Source organism: Flaviflagellibacter deserti (assembly GCF_042652085.1).
Lineage (GTDB): Bacteria > Pseudomonadota > Alphaproteobacteria > Rhizobiales > Methylopilaceae > Flaviflagellibacter > Flaviflagellibacter deserti.
Genome location: NZ_JBHSJF010000008.1, coordinates 147,203 through 164,202 on the forward strand (window position 1 = coordinate 147,203; position 17,000 = coordinate 164,202).

22 protein-coding genes and 1 pseudogene are annotated in these 17,000 nt (G+C 63.8%); 8 read left to right on the plus strand and 15 right to left on the minus strand.

Features of this window, described 5'->3' with window-relative positions; genetic code table 11:
* The first annotated feature begins 112 nt into the window (after positions 1-112).
* On the plus strand, positions 113-1,120 hold the full coding sequence (locus tag ACFPFW_RS16345) for an adenosine kinase (protein ID WP_114956382.1): 1,008 nt from the start codon (positions 113-115) through the stop codon (positions 1,118-1,120).
* Here the strand turns inward: ACFPFW_RS16345 and ACFPFW_RS16350 are convergent.
* From ACFPFW_RS16350 to hisB, 8 genes are all read right to left on the minus strand, one after another.
* Entirely contained in the window at positions 1,117-1,506 is a 390-nt protein-coding gene (locus ACFPFW_RS16350) for a DoxX family protein (RefSeq protein ID WP_114956381.1), read from the minus strand. The two genes, ACFPFW_RS16345 and ACFPFW_RS16350, sit on opposite strands and share 4 nt — an antisense overlap.
* A gap of 91 nt (positions 1,507-1,597) precedes the next feature.
* On the minus strand, positions 1,598-2,548 hold the full coding sequence (gene coaA, locus ACFPFW_RS16355; protein ID WP_114956380.1) for a type I pantothenate kinase: 951 nt from the start codon (positions 2,546-2,548) through the stop codon (positions 1,598-1,600).
* A gap of 13 nt (positions 2,549-2,561) precedes the next feature.
* Positions 2,562-2,882: a phosphoribosyl-ATP diphosphatase gene (locus ACFPFW_RS16360; RefSeq protein ID WP_114956379.1), complete on the minus strand. Its 321-nt coding sequence runs from the start codon at positions 2,880-2,882 to the stop codon at positions 2,562-2,564.
* A complete protein-coding gene (hisF, locus tag ACFPFW_RS16365; RefSeq protein ID WP_114956378.1) occupies positions 2,879-3,679 on the minus strand; it encodes an imidazole glycerol phosphate synthase subunit HisF in 801 nt (266 codons plus the stop codon). The genes ACFPFW_RS16360 and hisF overlap by 4 nt, the downstream gene beginning before the upstream one ends.
* The gene (hisA, locus tag ACFPFW_RS16370) at positions 3,679-4,422 is read right to left on the minus strand and encodes a 1-(5-phosphoribosyl)-5-[(5-phosphoribosylamino)methylideneamino]imidazole-4-carboxamide isomerase (protein ID WP_114956377.1); all 744 of its coding nucleotides are present in this window, start codon (positions 4,420-4,422) and stop codon (positions 3,679-3,681) included. The genes hisF and hisA overlap by 1 nt, the downstream gene beginning before the upstream one ends.
* Entirely contained in the window at positions 4,410-5,045 is a 636-nt protein-coding gene (hisH, locus tag ACFPFW_RS16375) for an imidazole glycerol phosphate synthase subunit HisH (RefSeq protein ID WP_114956376.1), read from the minus strand. The genes hisA and hisH overlap by 13 nt, the downstream gene beginning before the upstream one ends.
* On the minus strand, positions 5,042-5,524 hold the full coding sequence (locus ACFPFW_RS16380; protein WP_114956375.1) for a DUF2628 domain-containing protein: 483 nt from the start codon (positions 5,522-5,524) through the stop codon (positions 5,042-5,044). Before ACFPFW_RS16380 ends, hisH begins: the two co-directional genes overlap by 4 nt.
* 8 nt (positions 5,525-5,532) lie before the next feature.
* Positions 5,533-6,129 carry an imidazoleglycerol-phosphate dehydratase HisB gene (gene hisB / locus ACFPFW_RS16385; RefSeq protein WP_114956374.1) on the minus strand — a complete coding sequence of 199 codons (597 nt, stop codon included), beginning with the start codon at positions 6,127-6,129 and terminating at the stop codon, positions 5,533-5,535.
* A 169-nt stretch (positions 6,130-6,298) separates the two neighbouring features.
* Between hisB and hslV the strand changes: the two genes are divergently transcribed.
* From hslV to hslU, 4 genes and pseudogenes are all read left to right on the plus strand, one after another.
* Positions 6,299-6,853, plus strand: a complete 555-nt coding sequence (gene hslV / locus ACFPFW_RS16390) for an ATP-dependent protease subunit HslV (RefSeq protein WP_379771785.1) — start codon at positions 6,299-6,301, stop codon at positions 6,851-6,853.
* Positions 6,850-7,908 (plus strand): hypothetical protein, encoded by a 1,059-nt coding sequence (locus tag ACFPFW_RS16395; protein WP_114956372.1) that lies wholly within the window; start codon positions 6,850-6,852, stop codon positions 7,906-7,908. Before hslV ends, ACFPFW_RS16395 begins: the two co-directional genes overlap by 4 nt.
* Before the next feature lie 54 nt (positions 7,909-7,962).
* A pseudogene (locus tag ACFPFW_RS16400) lies at positions 7,963-8,132 on the plus strand (DUF2585 family protein); the annotation flags it as partial.
* Positions 8,133-8,135: 3 nt separating this feature from the next.
* On the plus strand, positions 8,136-9,443 hold the full coding sequence (gene hslU, locus ACFPFW_RS16405; RefSeq protein WP_114956370.1) for an ATP-dependent protease ATPase subunit HslU: 1,308 nt from the start codon (positions 8,136-8,138) through the stop codon (positions 9,441-9,443).
* 3 nt (positions 9,444-9,446) lie between these two features.
* On the opposite strand, the gene ACFPFW_RS16410 is transcribed toward hslU, so the two are convergent.
* The 3 genes from ACFPFW_RS16410 to ACFPFW_RS16420 are packed head-to-tail and all read right to left on the minus strand — an operon-like array spanning position 9,447 to position 11,754.
* Positions 9,447-10,013, minus strand: coding sequence for a Smr/MutS family protein (locus tag ACFPFW_RS16410; RefSeq protein ID WP_114956369.1), 567 nt, complete (start codon positions 10,011-10,013; stop codon positions 9,447-9,449).
* A complete protein-coding gene (gene mltA / locus ACFPFW_RS16415) occupies positions 10,010-11,062 on the minus strand; it encodes a murein transglycosylase A (RefSeq protein WP_379771612.1) in 1,053 nt (350 codons plus the stop codon). The genes ACFPFW_RS16410 and mltA overlap by 4 nt, the downstream gene beginning before the upstream one ends.
* Positions 11,063-11,064: 2 nt before the next feature.
* Complete coding sequence (locus ACFPFW_RS16420; protein WP_162799622.1) at positions 11,065-11,754, minus strand: Tim44/TimA family putative adaptor protein; 690 nt, start codon at positions 11,752-11,754, stop codon at positions 11,065-11,067.
* A 197-nt stretch (positions 11,755-11,951) separates the two neighbouring features.
* On the opposite strand from ACFPFW_RS16420, the gene secB reads away from it, so the two are divergent.
* Positions 11,952-12,422 carry a protein-export chaperone SecB gene (gene secB, locus ACFPFW_RS16425; protein ID WP_114956367.1) on the plus strand — a complete coding sequence of 157 codons (471 nt, stop codon included), beginning with the start codon at positions 11,952-11,954 and terminating at the stop codon, positions 12,420-12,422.
* 1 nt (position 12,423) lies between these two features.
* Here the strand turns inward: secB and dnaQ are convergent, their stop codons facing one another.
* Genes dnaQ through ACFPFW_RS16445 form a run of 4 tightly spaced genes read right to left on the minus strand, consistent with a single transcriptional unit; the run spans position 12,424 to position 15,222 of the window.
* Entirely contained in the window at positions 12,424-13,134 is a 711-nt protein-coding gene (gene dnaQ / locus ACFPFW_RS16430) for a DNA polymerase III subunit epsilon (RefSeq protein WP_114956366.1), read from the minus strand.
* Between the two features lie 2 nt (positions 13,135-13,136).
* Positions 13,137-13,742: a dephospho-CoA kinase gene (coaE, locus tag ACFPFW_RS16435; RefSeq protein ID WP_114956365.1), complete on the minus strand. Its 606-nt coding sequence runs from the start codon at positions 13,740-13,742 to the stop codon at positions 13,137-13,139.
* The gene (locus tag ACFPFW_RS16440) at positions 13,739-14,590 is read right to left on the minus strand and encodes a shikimate dehydrogenase (RefSeq protein ID WP_114956364.1); all 852 of its coding nucleotides are present in this window, start codon (positions 14,588-14,590) and stop codon (positions 13,739-13,741) included. Before ACFPFW_RS16440 ends, coaE begins: the two co-directional genes overlap by 4 nt.
* Before the next feature lie 2 nt (positions 14,591-14,592).
* A complete protein-coding gene (locus tag ACFPFW_RS16445) occupies positions 14,593-15,222 on the minus strand; it encodes a Maf family protein (protein WP_114956363.1) in 630 nt (209 codons plus the stop codon).
* Positions 15,223-15,550: 328 nt separating this feature from the next.
* Here ACFPFW_RS16445 and hemE point away from each other — a divergent pair, with 328 nt between their 5' ends.
* Entirely contained in the window at positions 15,551-16,570 is a 1,020-nt protein-coding gene (gene hemE / locus ACFPFW_RS16450; RefSeq protein ID WP_379771787.1) for a uroporphyrinogen decarboxylase, read from the plus strand.
* Positions 16,567-16,992 carry a protoporphyrinogen oxidase HemJ gene (gene hemJ, locus ACFPFW_RS16455; protein ID WP_114956361.1) on the plus strand — a complete coding sequence of 142 codons (426 nt, stop codon included), beginning with the start codon at positions 16,567-16,569 and terminating at the stop codon, positions 16,990-16,992. The genes hemE and hemJ overlap by 4 nt, the downstream gene beginning before the upstream one ends.
* Positions 16,993-17,000: the final 8 nt, after the last annotated feature.

A 17,000-nucleotide genomic window follows, 5' to 3' on the forward strand; every position in this document is an offset into this window, starting at 1 on the left:
TGCTTCCGAAGGAGAGGGGCGGGTTATGACAATCCGACCGGGTTGACGCAAGGCTTGGCAGCACGCCTCGCCATCGCTAGAGCGTAGCCACCTTCCCGGAGATACCGACTAAATGACCTCTCTTCGCTTTGACGTGCTCGGCCTCGGCAACGCCATCGTCGACGTTCTCGCCCGTGTCGAAGACGATTTCCTGGTCAAGGAAGGACTGGCAAAGGGATCGATGGCCCTGATCGACGAAGCCCGCGCCAGCGAGCTTTACGGCAAGATCGGCCAGACGATCCTGATCTCGGGCGGCAGCGCCGCCAACACCCTGGCGGGCGTCGCCTCGCTCGGCGGCAAGGCAGCTTTCATCGGCAAGGTCCGGAACGACGATCTCGGCAAGAGCTTCGCCCACGACATCCGCGCCGCGGGCGTCCATTTCGAGACTGCCGCCGCGACCGATGGGCCGATCACGGCGAGCAGCACGATCCTCATCACGCCGGACGGCGAGCGGACGATGAACACCTTCCTCGGCGCGAGCCAACACCTGAAGCCGTCCGATGTCGACGCCGATCTCGTCCGCTCCTCGGGCACGATCTATCTCGAAGGCTATCTCTGGGATCCGCCGGAGGCGAAGGAAGCCTTCCGCCGCACCTCCGACATCGCGCATGAGGCCGGCCGCCTGGTCGCGCTGACGCTCTCCGACTCGTTCTGCGTCGGGCGCTACCGCGAGGAATTCCTCGACCTCATCCGCTCCGGGAAGGTCGACCTCGTCTTCGCCAACGAGCATGAAGCCAAGGCGCTCTATGAGACAGCCGACTTCGACAGCGCCATCTCCGCGCTTCGCAATGACGCTCGCTCGGCGGTCGTCACCCGCAGCGAAAAGGGCGGCCTGTTCGTCACGCGCGAGGAGACCGTCGCGGTTCCGGCGCAGCCGATCGACAAGCTGGTCGACGCCACCGGCGCGGGCGATCTCTACGCCGCCGGCGTCCTGGCCGGTTTCGCCCGCGGCCTCGAAGCGGCGGAATCGCTCCGCCTTGGCGCGCTGGCGGCGGCAGAAGTGCTGTCGCACATCGGCGCGCGCCCGCAGGTGAAACTCGCCAATCTCGCGGCGGAGAACGGCTTCCTGCAGCCGGCCTAGGCCCGGCGGACGGGGAACAACGCCCGCACGGCCGGGTCACGCAGCCACAGACCGCCCCACATGAACAGCCCGAGATAGATGCTGAAAAGCACATGGCTGAAGAGCGGGCTTCCGGCGCGGATCTGGGTCGCCATCGCGCCGCCCAGCAGTCCCATCATCAGGACCGCGCCCAGGACGCTGGTTCTCGGAATCAGGTAGAGGCCTACGAAGGCGAGTTCGAGCATCCCGATCATGAAGGCGTAGCCCGGCGGCCAGCCGAGTTGCGCCATCGTCTCCTCGGCAATCGACATGCCGAACAGCTTCGGTGTGACCGACGCACCCAGAATGAACAGCGCGAAAAGAGCGGTGAACACGCGGCCGCCCCACACCATGGTCTTCTCACTCATGGCTTGGCTCCCCAGGCAAAGACGGGAACATTCCCCGCCGCCGCAATCTGGCGCTGCATGCGAGTCCGCGCAAGTTGCGTCGGACGGCCACTCAGAGCTTCCTGAGCGCCACTTCCTCGACGCGGTGATCCTCGCCCTTGCGCATAATCAGGCTGGCACGCGCGCGGGTCGGAAGGATGTTCTCGCGCAGGTTCGGCAGGTTGATCCGACCCCAAAGATCCTCAGCCAGGGCCATTGCCTCCGAAGGCGGCACCGAGGCATAGCGCTGGAAATACGAGTTCGGGTCGCGGAACGCGGTCTCACGGAGGTGCATGAACCTATCCACGTACCAATCGTGGATCGTGTTCTCCTCGGCGTCGATGAAGATCGAGAAGTCGAAGAAGTCCGAGACGAACGGAACCGCGCGAACATCCTTGGTCCCGGCCTGTAGCACGTTCAGGCCTTCAAGGATGAGAATGTCCGGGTTCTCGACCGCGATTTCGGCGCCGGGGACAACGTCGTAAACGAGATGCGAGTAGACGGGGGCGGCCACGCGCTCCTTGCCAGCCTTGATGTCCGACATGAATTTCAGCAGCGCCGGCAGGTCGTAGCTCTCGGGAAAGCCCTTGCGCTGCATCAGGCCTTCGGCCGCCAGAACCTCGTTCGGGAACAGAAAGCCGTCGGTCGTCACCAGATCGACCTTCGGCGTGTTCGGCCAGCGCCGCAACAGCGCCTGAAGGAGGCGGGCGGTGGTCGACTTGCCCACGGCGACCGAACCGCCGATGCCGATGATGTACGGCACCTTCTTCGCACCATTGGTGTTCAGAAAGGCCCGCGTCGCCCTGAACAGGCCCTGCGTGGCCTCAACGTAGAGGGTCAGAAGGCGCGAGATCGGCAGATATATCTGCTCGACTTCCATGAGATCGAGCGGATCGTCGAGCGAGCGGAGCCGCTCGATCTCGTCCGCATTGAGCGTCATAGGCGTGTCGGCGCGGAGTTCGGCCCATTCCTCGCGCGAAAAGACGCGGTAGGGCGATTGCGGCTTACCCGCGAGTGCATCCATCGACGACGACCCCTTACTCACGTCGTGCCGCTTTTTCCTGAAGTCCGGATTGGGCGGTTCGCGATTTCAGCTCGGCCATCACGTCCTCGAGCGGGACCTGACACGAGCGAAGCAGAACGAGCAGATGAAAGAGCACGTCGGCGGCCTCTTTCGTCAGGCCCTCACGATTGTTCGTGACGGCCGCGAGGGCAGCCTCAACACCCTCTTCTCCCAGCTTTTTCGCACATTTCTCCACACCGGAGTCAAGCAGCTGCCGGGTGTAGGATTGCGACGGATCGGCCTCCGCGCGCTTGGCGACCAGCGCGTCAAGATCGGTCAGGGTAAAGCCGGTCATGCCTGCGCCCCACGCCAGGATGGATCGAGGCGAACCGGAACACCCGCCTTCGCCATATGGTTCTTGACATCCTGAATGGAAAACGCGCCGAAGTGGAAGACACTTGCGGCAAGCACCGCGCTGGCGCCGCCTTCGCGCACACCTGCGACGAAATGCTCAAGAGCGCCAACGCCTCCCGATGCCACGACAGGGACCGGAACGGCCTCGGAAATCGCCTTCGTAAGACCAAGGTCGTAGCCGTCCTGCGTGCCGTCGCGGTCCATCGAGGTGAGCAGAATCTCACCGGCACCTAGTGCGGCAACTTCACGAGCGTACTCGATAGCGTCCAGACCGGTCGGCCGACGACCGCCATGGGTGAAGATTTCCCAGCGCGGCTCCTCTCCCTCGGTGGAGAGCTTCTTTGCATCCACCGCGACGACGATCGCCTGCGCGCCGAACTTGTCCGCCGCGCGACCGACGATCGAGCGATCCGCGACCGCGGCCGAATTGATCGACACCTTGTCGGCGCCGGCGAGCATCAGATTGCGGATGTCGTCGACGGTGCGGACACCGCCCCCGACAGTGACCGGCATGAAGCAGTTCTCAGCCGTCCGCGAGACGACATCGAGAATGATCGCCCGCTCTTCATGGCTCGCGGTGATGTCGAGAAAGCAGAGCTCGTCGGCACCCGCCGCGTCATAGGCCTTCGCAGCCTCCACCGGGTCGCCGGCATCGCGCAGGTCGACGAAGCGGACGCCCTTCACGACGCGACCATCCTTCACATCGAGGCAGGGGATAACGCGGACCTTGAGCGACATCAAACCTTTGCTCCCCGGGTGAGGGCGACCGCCTCGACCTGATCGAGGCGACCGTCGTAGAGCGCCCTGCCGGTGATGGCGCCCGCAATGGCGCGGTTTTCCGGTTTCAACAGCGTCTTCACGTCTTCGATCGAGGCCAGGCCACCGCTAGCGATAACCGGGATCGAGACCGCCTCAGCCAGAGCGCGCGTGCCGTCGAAATCCAGCCCCTTCAGCAGGCCGTCGCGGCCGATATCGGTATAGATGATGGCGGCAATGCCAGCGTCCTCGAAGCGTTTCGCGAGTTCGAGCGAGGTCAATTCGGACACTTCGGCCCAGCCCTGCACCGCGACGTAGCCGCCCTTCGCGTCGATGCCGACGGCGATCTTGCCCGGAAAGGCCTTCGCTGCCGCCTTGACGAAATCCGGGTCACGCACCGCCGCCGTCCCGAGAATGATCCGGGAAACGCCGCGCCCGAGCCAGCCTTCGACCGCCGCCATTTCGCGTATGCCGCCGCCGAGCTGGACCGGAATCGACACGCTGTCGAGCACGCCCTCGACCGCCTGCAGGTTCACCGTAGCGCCCGCGAACGCGCCATCGAGATCGACGACGTGCACCCATTCGAAGCCGGAATCCTGGAAGCCGCGCGCCACCGCCGCTGGGTCGGCCCCGTAGACGGTCGCCTGGTCCATGTCGCCCTGCTTCAGCCGGACGACCTGCCCCTGTTTGAGATCGATGGCGGGATAAAGGATCACGGCGTCCACTTGATGAAATTGCGGATCAGGGTCAGACCGAGCGTCTGGCTCTTCTCCGGATGAAACTGCGTTCCTGCCACATTGTCGCGCGCGACAATGGCCGTGACAGGACCGCCGTAATCTGCCGTCGCCAGCACGTCGTCGCGGTTCTCTGGCAGGAAATGGAAGGCATGCAGGAAGAAGGCATGCAATCCATCCGAGCCGGTCTTGATGCCCTCAAGCAGGGGATGGCTCCGCGCCGTCGTCAACGTGTTCCAGCCCATATGGGGAACCTTTAGCAAGGCGTTCTTGGGCTCAATGCGTTCGACGGTACCGGGAATCCAGTCGAGGCCGTCGGCGCCTTCATGCTCCAGCCCTCTCGTCGCCAGAAGCTGCATGCCGATGCAGATACCGAAGAACGGCCGGCCGCGCCTCTTCACCGCCTCGGTCAGCGCCTGGTCGAGACCATTCACGGCCGCAAGGCCGCGGCGGCAATCGGGAAACGCGCCGTCGCCTGGTAAGACAATGCGGTCGGCCTTGGCGACACGGTCCGGATCCGATGTCACCTCGACATTCCTGGCGCCCGCGGCCTCGAACGCCTTCGCGGCCGAGCGGAGATTGCCGGCGCCATAGTCGACGAGAGCGATGGTCACCGCCCGCCCCCTGGTTCGGGGAAGAGCCCAAGAACGTCGTTCGCTTCGGCCCGGCGCTTCGGCCCAGCATAGGCGACGCTCGTCGAGCGCGACCTCGCTTCTGCCGGTAGCGAGGAGAAATAATCGATCTCCGCCTCGACGCGGCTGTCGGCGACGACGCTGCCGACCTGGACATAGCCGAGCCGCGCGAGCTTGCGTCGCCGCATGTCGTTGCCTTCGAATGCGACGTAGAGATTCCCGATCAGCCCGAGCAGAACGCCCGAGCTGTCGCTCAGCGGCAGAAGCATACCGATCGCCGCAGCGGCAACTGAGAGCAAGACATAGATCAGCGTGCCGACCCAGAGCCGCTGGATGAGCAGCCAGGGCAGCGGAAAGAACAGGCCCCACCAGGAGGAGCCATCCTTCACGAACAGGATGCCATCCGCCCGCTCGTCCGCGCTGGCCGAGGTTCCCGGTTCGTGAACGGTCCACAAACGCATGATGTCTCTCAGCCGCCGAGGCTGCCCTTGGTCGAGGGAATGATGTTCACCGTGCGCGGGTCCACGGTGAGCGCTGTCCGCAATACGCGCGCCAGGCCCTTGAAGCAGGACTCCGCGACGTGGTGCGCATTGGCACCATAGAACGTCTCGACATGCAGAGTCACAGCCGCATGCGTGGCGAAGCCCTGGAAGAATTCGCGCACCAGCTCGGTATCGAACTCGCCGACCTTCGCCGCCGGAAACTCCGTACGCCAGACGAGGAACGACCGGCCCGAAACATCGATCGCGACGCGCGTCAGCGTTTCGTCCATCGGCATTGCGACATCGGCGTAGCGGGCGATGCCTCTCATGTCGCCCAGTGCCTGCCGCACGGCCTGGCCAAGCGCGATGCCGATGTCCTCGGTCGTGTGGTGAAAATCGATATGGGTGTCGCCCTTGGCCTTCACGTCGAGGTCGATCAGGGAATGGCGGGCGAGAAGGTCCAGCATATGGTCGAGGAAGCCCACCCCGGTCGAAATCGTCCCCTTGCCCTCGCCGTCGAGGTTCACGGTCACGGTCACGTCGGTTTCGCTCGTCTTGCGGGCGATGGTCGCGCGGCGGGTCATCTTTAATCTCTGCGTCTGGAATGGCGGTGAGATACCACCATAAAAGCGTGAAGGTCCCGTCACCGGCCCGTCATGCTGGCGGCTCTTTAGCAGGCGTTTCCGTGGTATGCCAGCGGTGCTCTTTGACCGCGATCCCTGACCGCTTAAGTATGGCCCCAAACCAGTGGAGATTCCCTTGAGCGACAATACGCTCTGGCACGGCACGACGATCCTGCATGTCCGCAAGCGTGGCAAGGTCGCGATCGGCGGCGACGGCCAGGTGACGATGGGCCAGACAGTCATGAAGCACACCGCAAAAAAGGTCCGCCGCCTAGCGGGCGGAAAGGTGATCGGCGGCTTCGCTGGCGCCACGGCCGACGCCTTCACGCTGTTCGAGCGGCTGGAAGCCAAGCTGGAACAATATCCCGGGCAGCTTCTCCGCGCCTCCGTCGAACTCGCCAAGGACTGGCGGACGGATCGTTATCTACGCCGGCTGGAAGCGATGATGCTGGTCGCCGATGCCGATACGAGCCTCGTCCTGACCGGCACCGGCGATGTGCTGGAGCCTGAACATGGCATCGCGGCCATCGGTTCGGGCGGCAATTACGCCCTCGCTGCCGCTCGCGCGCTGGCCGATACGGACTTCTCCGCGGAGGAGATCGTCCGCCGCAGCATGAAGATCGCGGCCGAGATTTGCGTCTACACCAACGACCAGCTGGTCCTCGAAACGCTGGATGCAGCATGATTTCCGAGACCGCTCTGACGACGGCCATCGAACGCGGTGTTGTCACGGCCGACCAGGTCACGATACTTTGCGAGATCGAGGGCGAGCTCGCGTCAGCCAGTGCGCTTGGACCGCGCGACGAGGAGCGGCTCCGTTTCGTTTCCGGCTTTGGCGACATCTTCGTCACGATCGGCCTCGCACTCTTCCTGACTGCGCTCGGCTATTTTGGAATGGCGTTCGGCTTCAGCGGAAAATGGACGATCACAGCAGTCGCGTCCTGGGGACTCGCGGAGTTCTTCACCCGGAAACGACGGATGGCTCTGCCGAGCATCGTCCTGCTGGTCATCTTCGCATATTCGGTGTTCTCGGCGGTGTTCCTTGCGTTCTTTCCACTTGAGCTCGCAGCGCGCGCCTCGGTCTTTAATCTGGCTTACGTTCACCCGCTCGCGCTCGCCGCCGGCGGCGTAGCGGGAGCTGCTGCGGCTTGTCTCCATTACCTCCGCTTCCGCGTGCCGATCACACCGGCGGCGGGCGCCGCGGCCTTTATCGCCGCTTGCATCGGAGCCATGGGAACGCTCATCCCCGCGCTCTTCGAGACATTGGTTCGTCCCGCGCTCTTCGTTTGCGGCATCATCGTCTTCGCCTTGGCGATGCGCTTCGACGTCAGCGATCCGGACCGCCTGACCCGGCGCACCGATATCGCCTTCTGGCTGCATCTTCTCGCCGCGCCGCTGATCGTTCATTCGCTGGTCTCTGGCCTGTCCGAAGGTATTCAACCAACTCCGGCAATGGCCTGGGCCATCCTCGGTCTCTTCCTCGTCTTGGGGTTGGTCGCCGTTCTGGTGAACCGGCGCGCGATCCTCGTGTCCGGCCTGGCCTATGCGGGCTTCGCCTTCACCGAACTGATCCGGCAGAGCGGCGTCAGCGATACCGCCACGCCGCTCACGCTTCTCGCTCTTGGCGCCTTCGTGCTGTTGCTGAGCGCCGGCTGGCAATGGCTCCGCCGCATCCTCCTCTCCGCGATGCCCGCGAGCCTCACCCGGCATCTTCCATCCAGCGGACTTGCCGCTTCATGATCTCGGTCCCCGGCGGATCCGGCCCGCGCCAGCCGGTTTCCGCTTCACCACTGCATTCTCCTGGGCTTCCTGCTCGCCTGGCGGCTTCCCATATGGTTCGTGATCGGACTCGCGGTCGTCTTCGAACTCGGCACCGGCTACGTCATTCGGGACAACCTCACCCTCAACGTCATCATGCTTCTTCATCCGGTCGAGGCGATCCGGATTGGCAGTCAGGGCTTTAGTGAATGAGTGATTTCTCTCCCCGCGAGATCGTATCCGAACTGGACCGGTTCATCGTCGGCCAAGGCAAGGCCAAACGGGCGGTCGCCATCGCGTTACGCAATCGCTGGCGCCGGCTCCAGCTCAGCGAAGAGCTGCGCGACGAGGTTCTGCCCAAGAACATTTTGATGATCGGGCCGACCGGCGTCGGCAAGACGGAGATCTCGCGCCGCCTTGCCAAGCTCGCCGGCGCACCCTTCCTCAAGATCGAGGCGACCAAGTTCACCGAGGTCGGCTATGTGGGCCGCGATGTCGAGCAGATTGTCCGCGACCTGCTTGAAGTGGGTATTACACTGGTCCGCGAATCCAAGCGGAAGGACGTTCAGGCCAAAGCCCATCACGCGGCGGAGGAACGCGTGCTCGACGCGCTCGTTGGTCCGGGCGCGGGACCTAGCACCCGCGACAGCTTCCGAAAGAAGCTCCGCGCAAATGAACTCGACGACAAGGAGATCGAGATCGAGACCTCCGCAGGTAGCGGAGGCATGCCGCAGTTCGACATTCCCGGAATGCCCGGCGGCCAGATCGGGGTCATGTCGATCGGCGACCTGTTCGGCAAACTCGGTGCCGGCCAGAAGAAGACGCGCAGGATGACCGTCAAGGAAAGTCACACGGTCCTTCTCGCCGAGGAGAGCGACAAACTGCTCGACCAGGAACAGGTCGTGCTGGAGGCGATCCGCTCGGTCGAGCAGAACGGCATCGTCTTCCTCGACGAAATCGACAAGATCACCGTCCGCGAAGGCCGCGGCGGCGGCGATGTTTCACGTGAAGGCGTTCAGCGCGATCTTCTCCCTCTGATCGAAGGCACGACGGTTGCCACCAAGTATGGATCGGTGAAGACCGATCACATCCTGTTCATAGCCTCCGGCGCGTTCCATGTCGCGAAGCCCTCCGACCTTCTGCCGGAGCTTCAGGGCCGTTTGCCGATCCGCGTCGAACTCGAACCGCTGACACGCGCCGATTTCCGCCGGATTCTCACCGAAACCGAGGTTAGCCTGATCAAGCAGTCCGTCGCGCTGATGGCGACCGAAGGTGTCACGCTCGAGATCACCGACGACGGTATCGATGCCATTGCCGATATCGCGGCCGAAGTGAATTCGACGGTCGAGAATATCGGCGCGCGCCGCCTTGCAACGGTTCTGGAGCGCGTTCTCGACGAGATCTCGTTCACGGCGGCCGACCGCTCGGGCGAGGCTTTCAGGATCGATGGAGATTATGTCCGCGAGCATATCGGCGATCTGGCCAAGAACGCGGACCTGTCGCGCTTCGTGCTCTGACACTCAGCGCTCGCGGCGCAGCCTCACATAGAGCGCGCCCGAGCCGCCATGCGCGGCGGATGCCTCGGAGAAGCCGAGTACGATCGCGCGCATAGCGGGCTCCGACAGCCAGATCGGCACCTGCCGCTTCAGCACGCCGCGTTCGTCGAAGAGACCGCCGCCTCCGGTCGTACCCTTGCCGGTGATGACCAGGACGACCCGCGCCCCGTTCGACTGTGCGCGGACCAGAAAGGCGCGCAGGCGGCCATGCGCCTGATCCTGCCGCAGGCCATGAAGATCGATGCGTGCATCGACCTCGCCGCCGCGCCGGAGGCTTCTAGCGATCTTAGGCTCGATCGGAGCGAGCGGGGGATGGGCTTTCGGTTTGACCGGTGGGGCGGCCGCCGCCCGAACCGGCGTCTGCTTGTCTGGCTGCGCCGTTGCCGACGTTTCAGGTGTCGGATCGGTCGGAGGAGGTGGCACCCGTCGTCCGGGCAAAGGCTGGATCGTTTCGGCGACCTTGGCCCAGAGCGTGCGTTCGTCCGCCGTCAGGTCTCTTCGACGCCGCGAGCGCCAGCCTTCGCGCTTCATCGCCCGGCCCTTCGCGGCAACAGAACGACGAACGTCCCCGAATGCTTGAGTTGGCCCGCTTCCGCGCCCGCCTCGACGCCCGCGCCGAGGAAGATGTCGGCCCGGGCGGCTCCCTTGATCGCGGCGCCCGTATCCTGCGCGACGGTCAGCCGACGAAAATCGCCCGACGGCAAAGGCGCGTCGATCCAGACCGGAATCCCGTACGGCCAGATCTGGTCGTCGATCGCGATGCTTCGCCCGGCCGTCAAAGCGAGACCCGATCCGCCGATCGGCCCGGCCTCCGCCGCGCGTCCCGTATCCGGCCTGAAGAAGATGTAGGATTTGTTCTCCCGCATCAGCGCGCGGGCCTGATCCGGGTGGGCAGCAAGCCAGGCGCGGATGCCGGCCATATCGGCCTGCTCAAGCGTCAGCTCTCCGCGTTGAACCAGGACGCGCCCGATCGGCGTGAAGGGAAGGCCGTTCCTGCCGGCGAAGCGCACCCGGATGACCTTGCCGTCATCAAGCCTGATGCGGGCCGAACCCTGGATATGGACGAAGAAGGCATCGACGGGATCGAGCCAGACCAGTTCGAGCTTTTGGCCGGAAAACGCGCCGCCCTCGATGGCGGCACGATCCGGAGCCGGATTTCGCATTTTGCGGGGCAGAGCCAGCAGCGGCTCGGAATGTACGGCGTTCCGGCGCGGCGAACCGGTGAACTCCGGTTCGAAATAGCCCGTATAGAAGCCGTTATCCGCTCCGTTGACGACAAACGGCTCGAAATGGCGCTCGAAGAACGTACGGGTTGCCGCCGGATTTCGGATATTTTCGTGCAGAGCGGCCAAACAAGCCGCCTTGAGCGATCGCCCGGCAGGCAGGACCGGACCGGGCTTCGGTTTCCTGCAGGAAGACACGAAGGTTGCAAAAGCGGCGGACTGGTCGTCCGCCGCCCAGCCGGGCAGAGCCGCGAAGCTGACCGGCGCGAGCGAAACCCCAGAAGGTTGCGCGCCGGCGGCTGTGACCGAAGCGATCAAGATCGCCAGGGCGGCGCCCGCCGCGCGAGCGGCGGCCACCTTCAGGCTGCCTCGGTCGAGACGAGCTTCCAGTTCGGGTCGCGGGAGTGCGCGTCGCGCGCGAAGGTCCAGATGTCGATGACCTCGGTCACCGCGTCGGCGTTGCCGTCAATGACATTGCCGTCCTTGTCCCGCGTCGCCGTGACGAGCTGGGACGCGAAGCGGACCTCGATCTGGGCGCTTCCGCCGCGCATTTCGGCGTCGCGGATATCAGCCTTGTCGATCGATACGAAGCGCGATTCGACCGTTTCGCCCCGCCGTTCGCGATCGGCGATCGTCGCGGCGAAGCTGTCGAACACGTCCTTCGCCAGAAGACCCTTCAGAGTCCGGGTGTCGCCGGCGGCGAATGCCTGCACGATCATCTCGTAGGCAGCGCGCGCGCCCTGGACGAAAGAGGCAGGCTCGAACGTCGGATCGGCGGCGACGATGTCGTCGAGGCCCTTCGCAACGGGAGTTCCGTCCTCGGCGAATCCCTTCCAGCGAAGTGCGGGATCGACCGGCTCGGCCGCAGCATCGGGCCGCGGGGGCATGGGAATCACGTTCTCATTAGCGGTCTGAGGCGCGGTATCCCGGGCGTAATCGCGCGGCCGTTCGTTTCCGGTCCGGGTTCCGAGAACGGAACGAAGCCGAACGAGGATAAAGACGGCGAGAACTAGAAAGATGACCGTGTAGATATCGAACACGTCGCTCATTTTCACCTTTGGCGAGGCCGCGCACTGCTGCCCGGCGAAAGAACTATATGGGCCTATCCGCGCTGACGCGCCAGCGGGTTCATCCGGATGACAATTTATCTCAGGCTGTGGGGAGCATACTACCCCATGCCTTGCGGCCGCGTGACCCGCCGTGCTAGCCCACCGCCCGGCCGCTTGGGCCGAAGAGGGTTGAGTTGATGACGACCGCGGATGTTACTCCTGAAGCCCCCGGCACTGGTCCCGCGCTCGGCGTGCTTGCGCAGTATGTGAAGGATCTCTCGTTCGAGAACCCTCAGGCTCCGCGCTCGCTCGTCCAGCAGGGCGGCTCGCCGAACATCGAGATCGGCGTCAACGTCAATGCCCGCGGCGTTAGCGAGACCGATATCGAGGTCGAGCTGCAGATCGAGGGCAAGGCCGGAACCGGCTCCGAGACCGTGTTCCGATTCGACATCGTCTATGCGGGTCTGTTCCGGATCCAGAACATCGACGCCGGAAGCCGCCAGGCGGTCGCCCTGATCGAGTGCCCGCGCCTGCTGTTCCCGTTCGCCCGCCAGATCATCGCCGACGCTGTCCGCAATGGCGGCTTCCCGCCCCTGATGATCGATCCGATCGATTTCGCGGCGCTCTATCGTCAGCGCATGACGCAGGCGACCGAAGGCACCGCCTGAATCATTCGGCCGCTTCGGCCGTTGGCGCGTTATAGACCGCCCAGATCGGGGTTTGGCCGAGGGTTGCGACGAAGGCTCGATGGGCCGCAAGCTCGTCCGGCGTCAACCGCGGTTCGAGCGGCACGGGACGCGGCTTCACCGTCTGGCGGCGAACGATCGCCCTACCACCGGACTGCAGACTCAGTCCGAGAGTCGCCTGCCGGCCGCCCATAAGCTCCGCATAGACTTCCGCGAGGAGTTCCGCGTCGAGCAGGGCGCCGTGCTTGGTGCGCTTGGAATTATCGATGCCGTAGCGCGCGCAGAGGTCGTCGAGCCTGTTCGATGCGAAACCGTGGCGCCGGCGGGCCAGCGCCAGAGTATCGACCATCCGCTCCGGCAACAGAATCGGCTTTCCGCAACGGATCAGTTCTGCGTTCAGGAACGCAAAATCGAAGCTTGCATTGTGCGCGACGAGCTTCGCGTCATCGCCGACGAAGGCGATGAAATCCTCGACGATCTCATGGAAGCATTTGTGCTCGGACAGGAACTCGGTCGACAGGCCGTGAACGCGGAAGGCCTCGTCGGGCATATCCCGTTCGGGATTGATGTAGACGTGGAAGGTCTGCCCGGTCGGGATGTAATTGAGGATCTCGACGCAGCCGATCTCGACCACCCGATCACCCTTGTTGGGATCAAGTCCCGTCGTTTCAGTATCGAAAATGATCTCGCGCATCGCTAGGAGTTCGTACCACGCGCGGCCGAACCGCCGAAACGGCGGATCACGTCCTTCACAGCTTTGGCCGTGTGGGCGATGTCTCCGGACGTATCGATGACGACATTGGCCTGCTGTCGCTTCTCCGAATCGGGCATTTGCCGAGCGAGAATCGCCGAGAGTTTTTCCGGTGTCATTCCCGGACGCGCCAGCACTCGCTCACGCTGGACTTCTTCCGGAGCCGAAACGACGACGATCACGTTGCACCGGTCCGCGCCTCCCGTTTCGAACAGAAGCGGAATATCGAGGACGACGATGGGGGCGTTGGCTTTCCGGGCAGCGGCGATGAAAACCTGTTCCGCCTGGCGGACGAGAGGATGGACGATCGCCTCGAGCCTCTTGATCGCAGCAGGATCGCCCAAAACCGCTTTGGACAAGGCTTGGCGATCGACCACGCCATCCTTCGTGGTGCCGGGAAACACTTCCTCGATCAGCGGGACCGCTGCACCTTGATAGAGGGCATGGACGACAGGATCCGCTTCGAACACCGGCACTCCTTCGGCGGCGAACAGGCCGGCGACGGTCGATTTGCCCATGCCGATGGAGCCGGTGAGACCGAGGATGATCACGCGTGGCTCGGCGCTTCGATGTCGGCTTCGATCAGGCGCCGAAGCTCGGGCGTGACCGTCGGCCGAACGCCGAACCACTTCTCGAATCCGGGCACGGCCTGATGGAGTAGCATTCCGAGCCCGTCGACCGTTCGGAGTCCGGCCTTCCTGGCCTCGACAAGGAGTTCGGTTTGCAGCGGCACGTAGACGATATCGGACACTACGGCGGTTTTCGGAAGCCGGCCGCATATTCCCCGGCAATCCGGAAGCGGTTCGGAACCCGCCATTCCAAGGCTGGTCGTATTGATCAGGAGATTTGTTTCGGGGAGCAAACGATCGATCTCGCGCCAGGCCACGGCCTCGACCGGATTTCCGAATTCTCTGGCGAGTTGCTGCGCCCGCTGTGGAGTGCGGTTCGCCAGCCGGATTTTCGAGACGCCGCGGGTCTGCAATCCATGGATCACGGCGCGCGCCGCTCCGCCAGCACCGAGAATCAAAGTGTTGACATTGCCGGCATCCCAGCCCGGAGCGCGATCATCGAGATTGGCCATGAAACCGATGACATCGGTGTTCGTCCCCTTAAGCCGGCCCGCGTCTCGCCAGATCGTATTGACCGCGCCGATTGCCCGGGCCGTCTCGTCGACCTCGTCGAGAAGTCCCATCACGGCCTCCTTGTGGGGTACGGTGACATTGCAGCCGAGATACTCGCCAGCCGCGATCGACCGAACGAATTGGTCGAGCGTCTCGGGCTCGACCGCGACCTTCTCATAGGAACCGGCAATGCCGTGCTGGCGGAGCCAGTAGCCATGGATCAGCGGGGAGCGGGAATGGCGGATCGGCCAGCCGATCACGCAGGCTTTCTGGGACATCTCTACTCGAGCAAAAGACCGCGACGCCTCAGAACGGCGAGCAGCGGCAACAAGGGCAGGCCGAGAATGACATGGAAGTCGCCCTTGATGGAATCGAAGAGATGGATGCCTTCCTGTTCCAGCATGTAGCCGCCGACCGTGGTCGTGACCTTGTTCCCAGCGACCGCGAGGTAGCGGTCGAGGAACTCTTCCGAAAACGGCCGCATGGTCAGCCGCGCCTCGCTGACGACCGTTTCCTCGGTCCTGCCGTTGACCGCGAGCGCCCCCGCCGAGAAGAGCCCGTGCTCGCGGTCTCGGAGCCGTAACAATTGTGTGCGGGCCGCGGCGAGGCCGGACGGCTTCACAAAATATTCATGCCCTGCCGCGAGAACCTGATCGGCTCCCAGAACCAGCCGGTTGGGAAAACGGAGACTGATCGCTTCCGCCTTCGCCATGGCAAGAGCAAGCGCAACGTCTCCCGGAGACGCCTTCGCTTCGATCAGCGGCGCCTCGATCGTCCGCTCATCGAGATCGGCGGGCGAAACCTCGATCGGGATGCCGGCGTTACGAAGCATCTCGGCACGCGAGGCGCTGCCGGATGCGAGGACGAGCGGCCAAGGCTCGATCCAGAGTGGGTGGGCTAGGTCGCTCATGGCGTCAGACGGAACCCACAGGCCGTGTGGAAGACTGTGCAAAGATCGGCGAGATCGCCAACCCGGCCAACACATTGGGGGTATGTCGCAAAACGATCAACAGGCGTCGCGCGCTGGAGCGGTCTAACCGAGCTCCTGTGATGTCTGGGGACGAATCGGGTCCGCACGCTCTGGAGTCCGACGAGACCAATATCGAAGCTCGCGGTGGTTTCCTTGTGGAGCTTCCAGAACCCCGTTAATGACCCATTAAGCAATAACAGAATCTTAAAACAGAGAACTAGTTAAAGAAGGATTAACGATCCTGCCTTCGATCAGTGAGAAGCCCATCCTGAAGGTGCTTGGCGGTGAGAAGCTCGACAGGCCTCCGATATGGCTGATGCGCCAGGCCGGTCGCTATCTCCCGGAATATCGGGAGCTTCGCGCCAGGGCCGGATCGTTCCTCGACCTCTGCTATCGCCCCGATTTCGCAGCGGAGGTCACGCTTCAGCCGATCCGCCGGTTCGGCTTCGATGCGGCGATCCTGTTCTCGGACATCCTGATCATTCCCCACGCCCTGGGCCTCAAGGTCGAATTCCTCGAAGGCGAGGGCCCGCGCGTCGAGACGATTTCCTCGGCGGATGAAATCGGCAAGCTCCATCGGACACTCGACGCCGCAAAGACCGGGAAGGTCTATGAGGCAATCGGGATGATCCGGTCGCAGCTTCCGGATGAAACGACCCTGATCGGTTTTGTCGGTGCGCCATGGACCGTTGCGACCTATGTCGTCGCCGGCAAGGGTTCGAAGGATCATGCGGAAACCCGTCTGTTCGCACTGCGTGATCCGGAAGGCTTCGCCTCGTTGATCGACCGGCTGGTCGATGCGTCGATCGAACATCTCTCAGGGCAGATCGAGGCCGGCGCCGAGGTGGTACAGATCTTCGATAGTTGGGCGGGCGAGCTGCCGCCGGATGAATTCGACCGCTGGTGCGTCCGGCCGGTGGTTCGGGTCATCGAGGGCGTTCGCAAACGTCATCCGGATGTGCCGGTGATCGCGTTTCCTCGCGGCGCCGGTCCGAAGGGCGGCAAGCTTGCCTCCATCCTGGGCGTCGCCATCGGACTGGATACGAGCGAGGACATGGCGCTGATGGATCAGTCGCTTCCCAAGGGAACGCCGATCCAGGGTAATCTCGATCCCCTGGTCCTGATCGCGGGCGGTGAGGCGCTCGACCGTTCGGTGGATCGCATCGTCGCCTCGGCCGGCGATCGGCCGCATATCTTCAATCTCGGGCATGGCATCAGGCCGGAAACGCCGATCGCCCATGTCGAACGCCTTGTCGAACGCGTGCGCGGAAACGGACGGACCCGATGACCTATCTCTGGCTCAAGGCCATTCACATCATTGCTGTGATCTCCTGGATGGCTGCGATGCTCTATCTGCCGCGGCTGTTCGTCTATCACGCTGATGCGAAGCCCGGTTCGGACACCTCCGAGACGTTCAAGATCATGGAGCGCCGGCTGCTGAAGGGCATCGCGACGCCGGCGATGATCGCGACCTGGATATTCGGTCTCGCGGTCGCCTATTACGCCGATGCGTGGAGCCAGGGCTGGCTTCACGCCAAGCTTCTCTTCGTCCTGCTGCTCTCCGGCTATCATGGATTTTGCGCCAAGACGGTGCGGACATTCGCCGCCGACAAGAACACGCGGTCGAGCAAATTCTATCGCGCGATCAACGAGGTGCCTGCCCTGTTCATGGTCGCGATCGTCATCCTGGCCGTGTTGAAGCCCTTCTAAGTTTTCGT

What these genes read in the sequence shown, in the direction of transcription:
- hisB (WP_114956374.1), bottom strand. Translation starts at nt 6,129, where the DNA reads ATGACCCGCCGCGCGACCATCGCCCGCAAGACGAGCGAAACCGACGTG.
- ACFPFW_RS16440 (WP_114956364.1), bottom strand. Translation starts at nt 14,590, where the DNA reads ATGTCCCAGAAAGCCTGCGTGATCGGCTGGCCGATCCGCCATTCCCGC.
- coaA (WP_114956380.1), bottom strand. Translation starts at nt 2,548, where the DNA reads ATGGATGCACTCGCGGGTAAGCCGCAATCGCCCTACCGCGTCTTTTCG.
- ACFPFW_RS16380 (WP_114956375.1), bottom strand. Translation starts at nt 5,524, where the DNA reads ATGCGTTTGTGGACCGTTCACGAACCGGGAACCTCGGCCAGCGCGGAC.
- ACFPFW_RS16345 (WP_114956382.1), top strand. Translation starts at nt 113, where the DNA reads ATGACCTCTCTTCGCTTTGACGTGCTCGGCCTCGGCAACGCCATCGTC.
- ACFPFW_RS16410 (WP_114956369.1), bottom strand. Translation starts at nt 10,013, where the DNA reads ATGAAGCGCGAAGGCTGGCGCTCGCGGCGTCGAAGAGACCTGACGGCG.
- hslU (WP_114956370.1), top strand. Translation starts at nt 8,136, where the DNA reads ATGAGTGATTTCTCTCCCCGCGAGATCGTATCCGAACTGGACCGGTTC.
- ACFPFW_RS16350 (WP_114956381.1), bottom strand. Translation starts at nt 1,506, where the DNA reads ATGAGTGAGAAGACCATGGTGTGGGGCGGCCGCGTGTTCACCGCTCTT.
- dnaQ (WP_114956366.1), bottom strand. Translation starts at nt 13,134, where the DNA reads ATGCGCGAGATCATTTTCGATACTGAAACGACGGGACTTGATCCCAAC.
- ACFPFW_RS16445 (WP_114956363.1), bottom strand. Translation starts at nt 15,222, where the DNA reads ATGAGCGACCTAGCCCACCCACTCTGGATCGAGCCTTGGCCGCTCGTC.
- secB (WP_114956367.1), top strand. Translation starts at nt 11,952, where the DNA reads ATGACGACCGCGGATGTTACTCCTGAAGCCCCCGGCACTGGTCCCGCG.
- hemJ (WP_114956361.1), top strand. Translation starts at nt 16,567, where the DNA reads ATGACCTATCTCTGGCTCAAGGCCATTCACATCATTGCTGTGATCTCC.
- ACFPFW_RS16420 (WP_162799622.1), bottom strand. Translation starts at nt 11,754, where the DNA reads ATGAGCGACGTGTTCGATATCTACACGGTCATCTTTCTAGTTCTCGCC.
- hisF (WP_114956378.1), bottom strand. Translation starts at nt 3,679, where the DNA reads ATGTCGCTCAAGGTCCGCGTTATCCCCTGCCTCGATGTGAAGGATGGT.
- ACFPFW_RS16395 (WP_114956372.1), top strand. Translation starts at nt 6,850, where the DNA reads ATGATTTCCGAGACCGCTCTGACGACGGCCATCGAACGCGGTGTTGTC.
- ACFPFW_RS16360 (WP_114956379.1), bottom strand. Translation starts at nt 2,882, where the DNA reads ATGACCGGCTTTACCCTGACCGATCTTGACGCGCTGGTCGCCAAGCGC.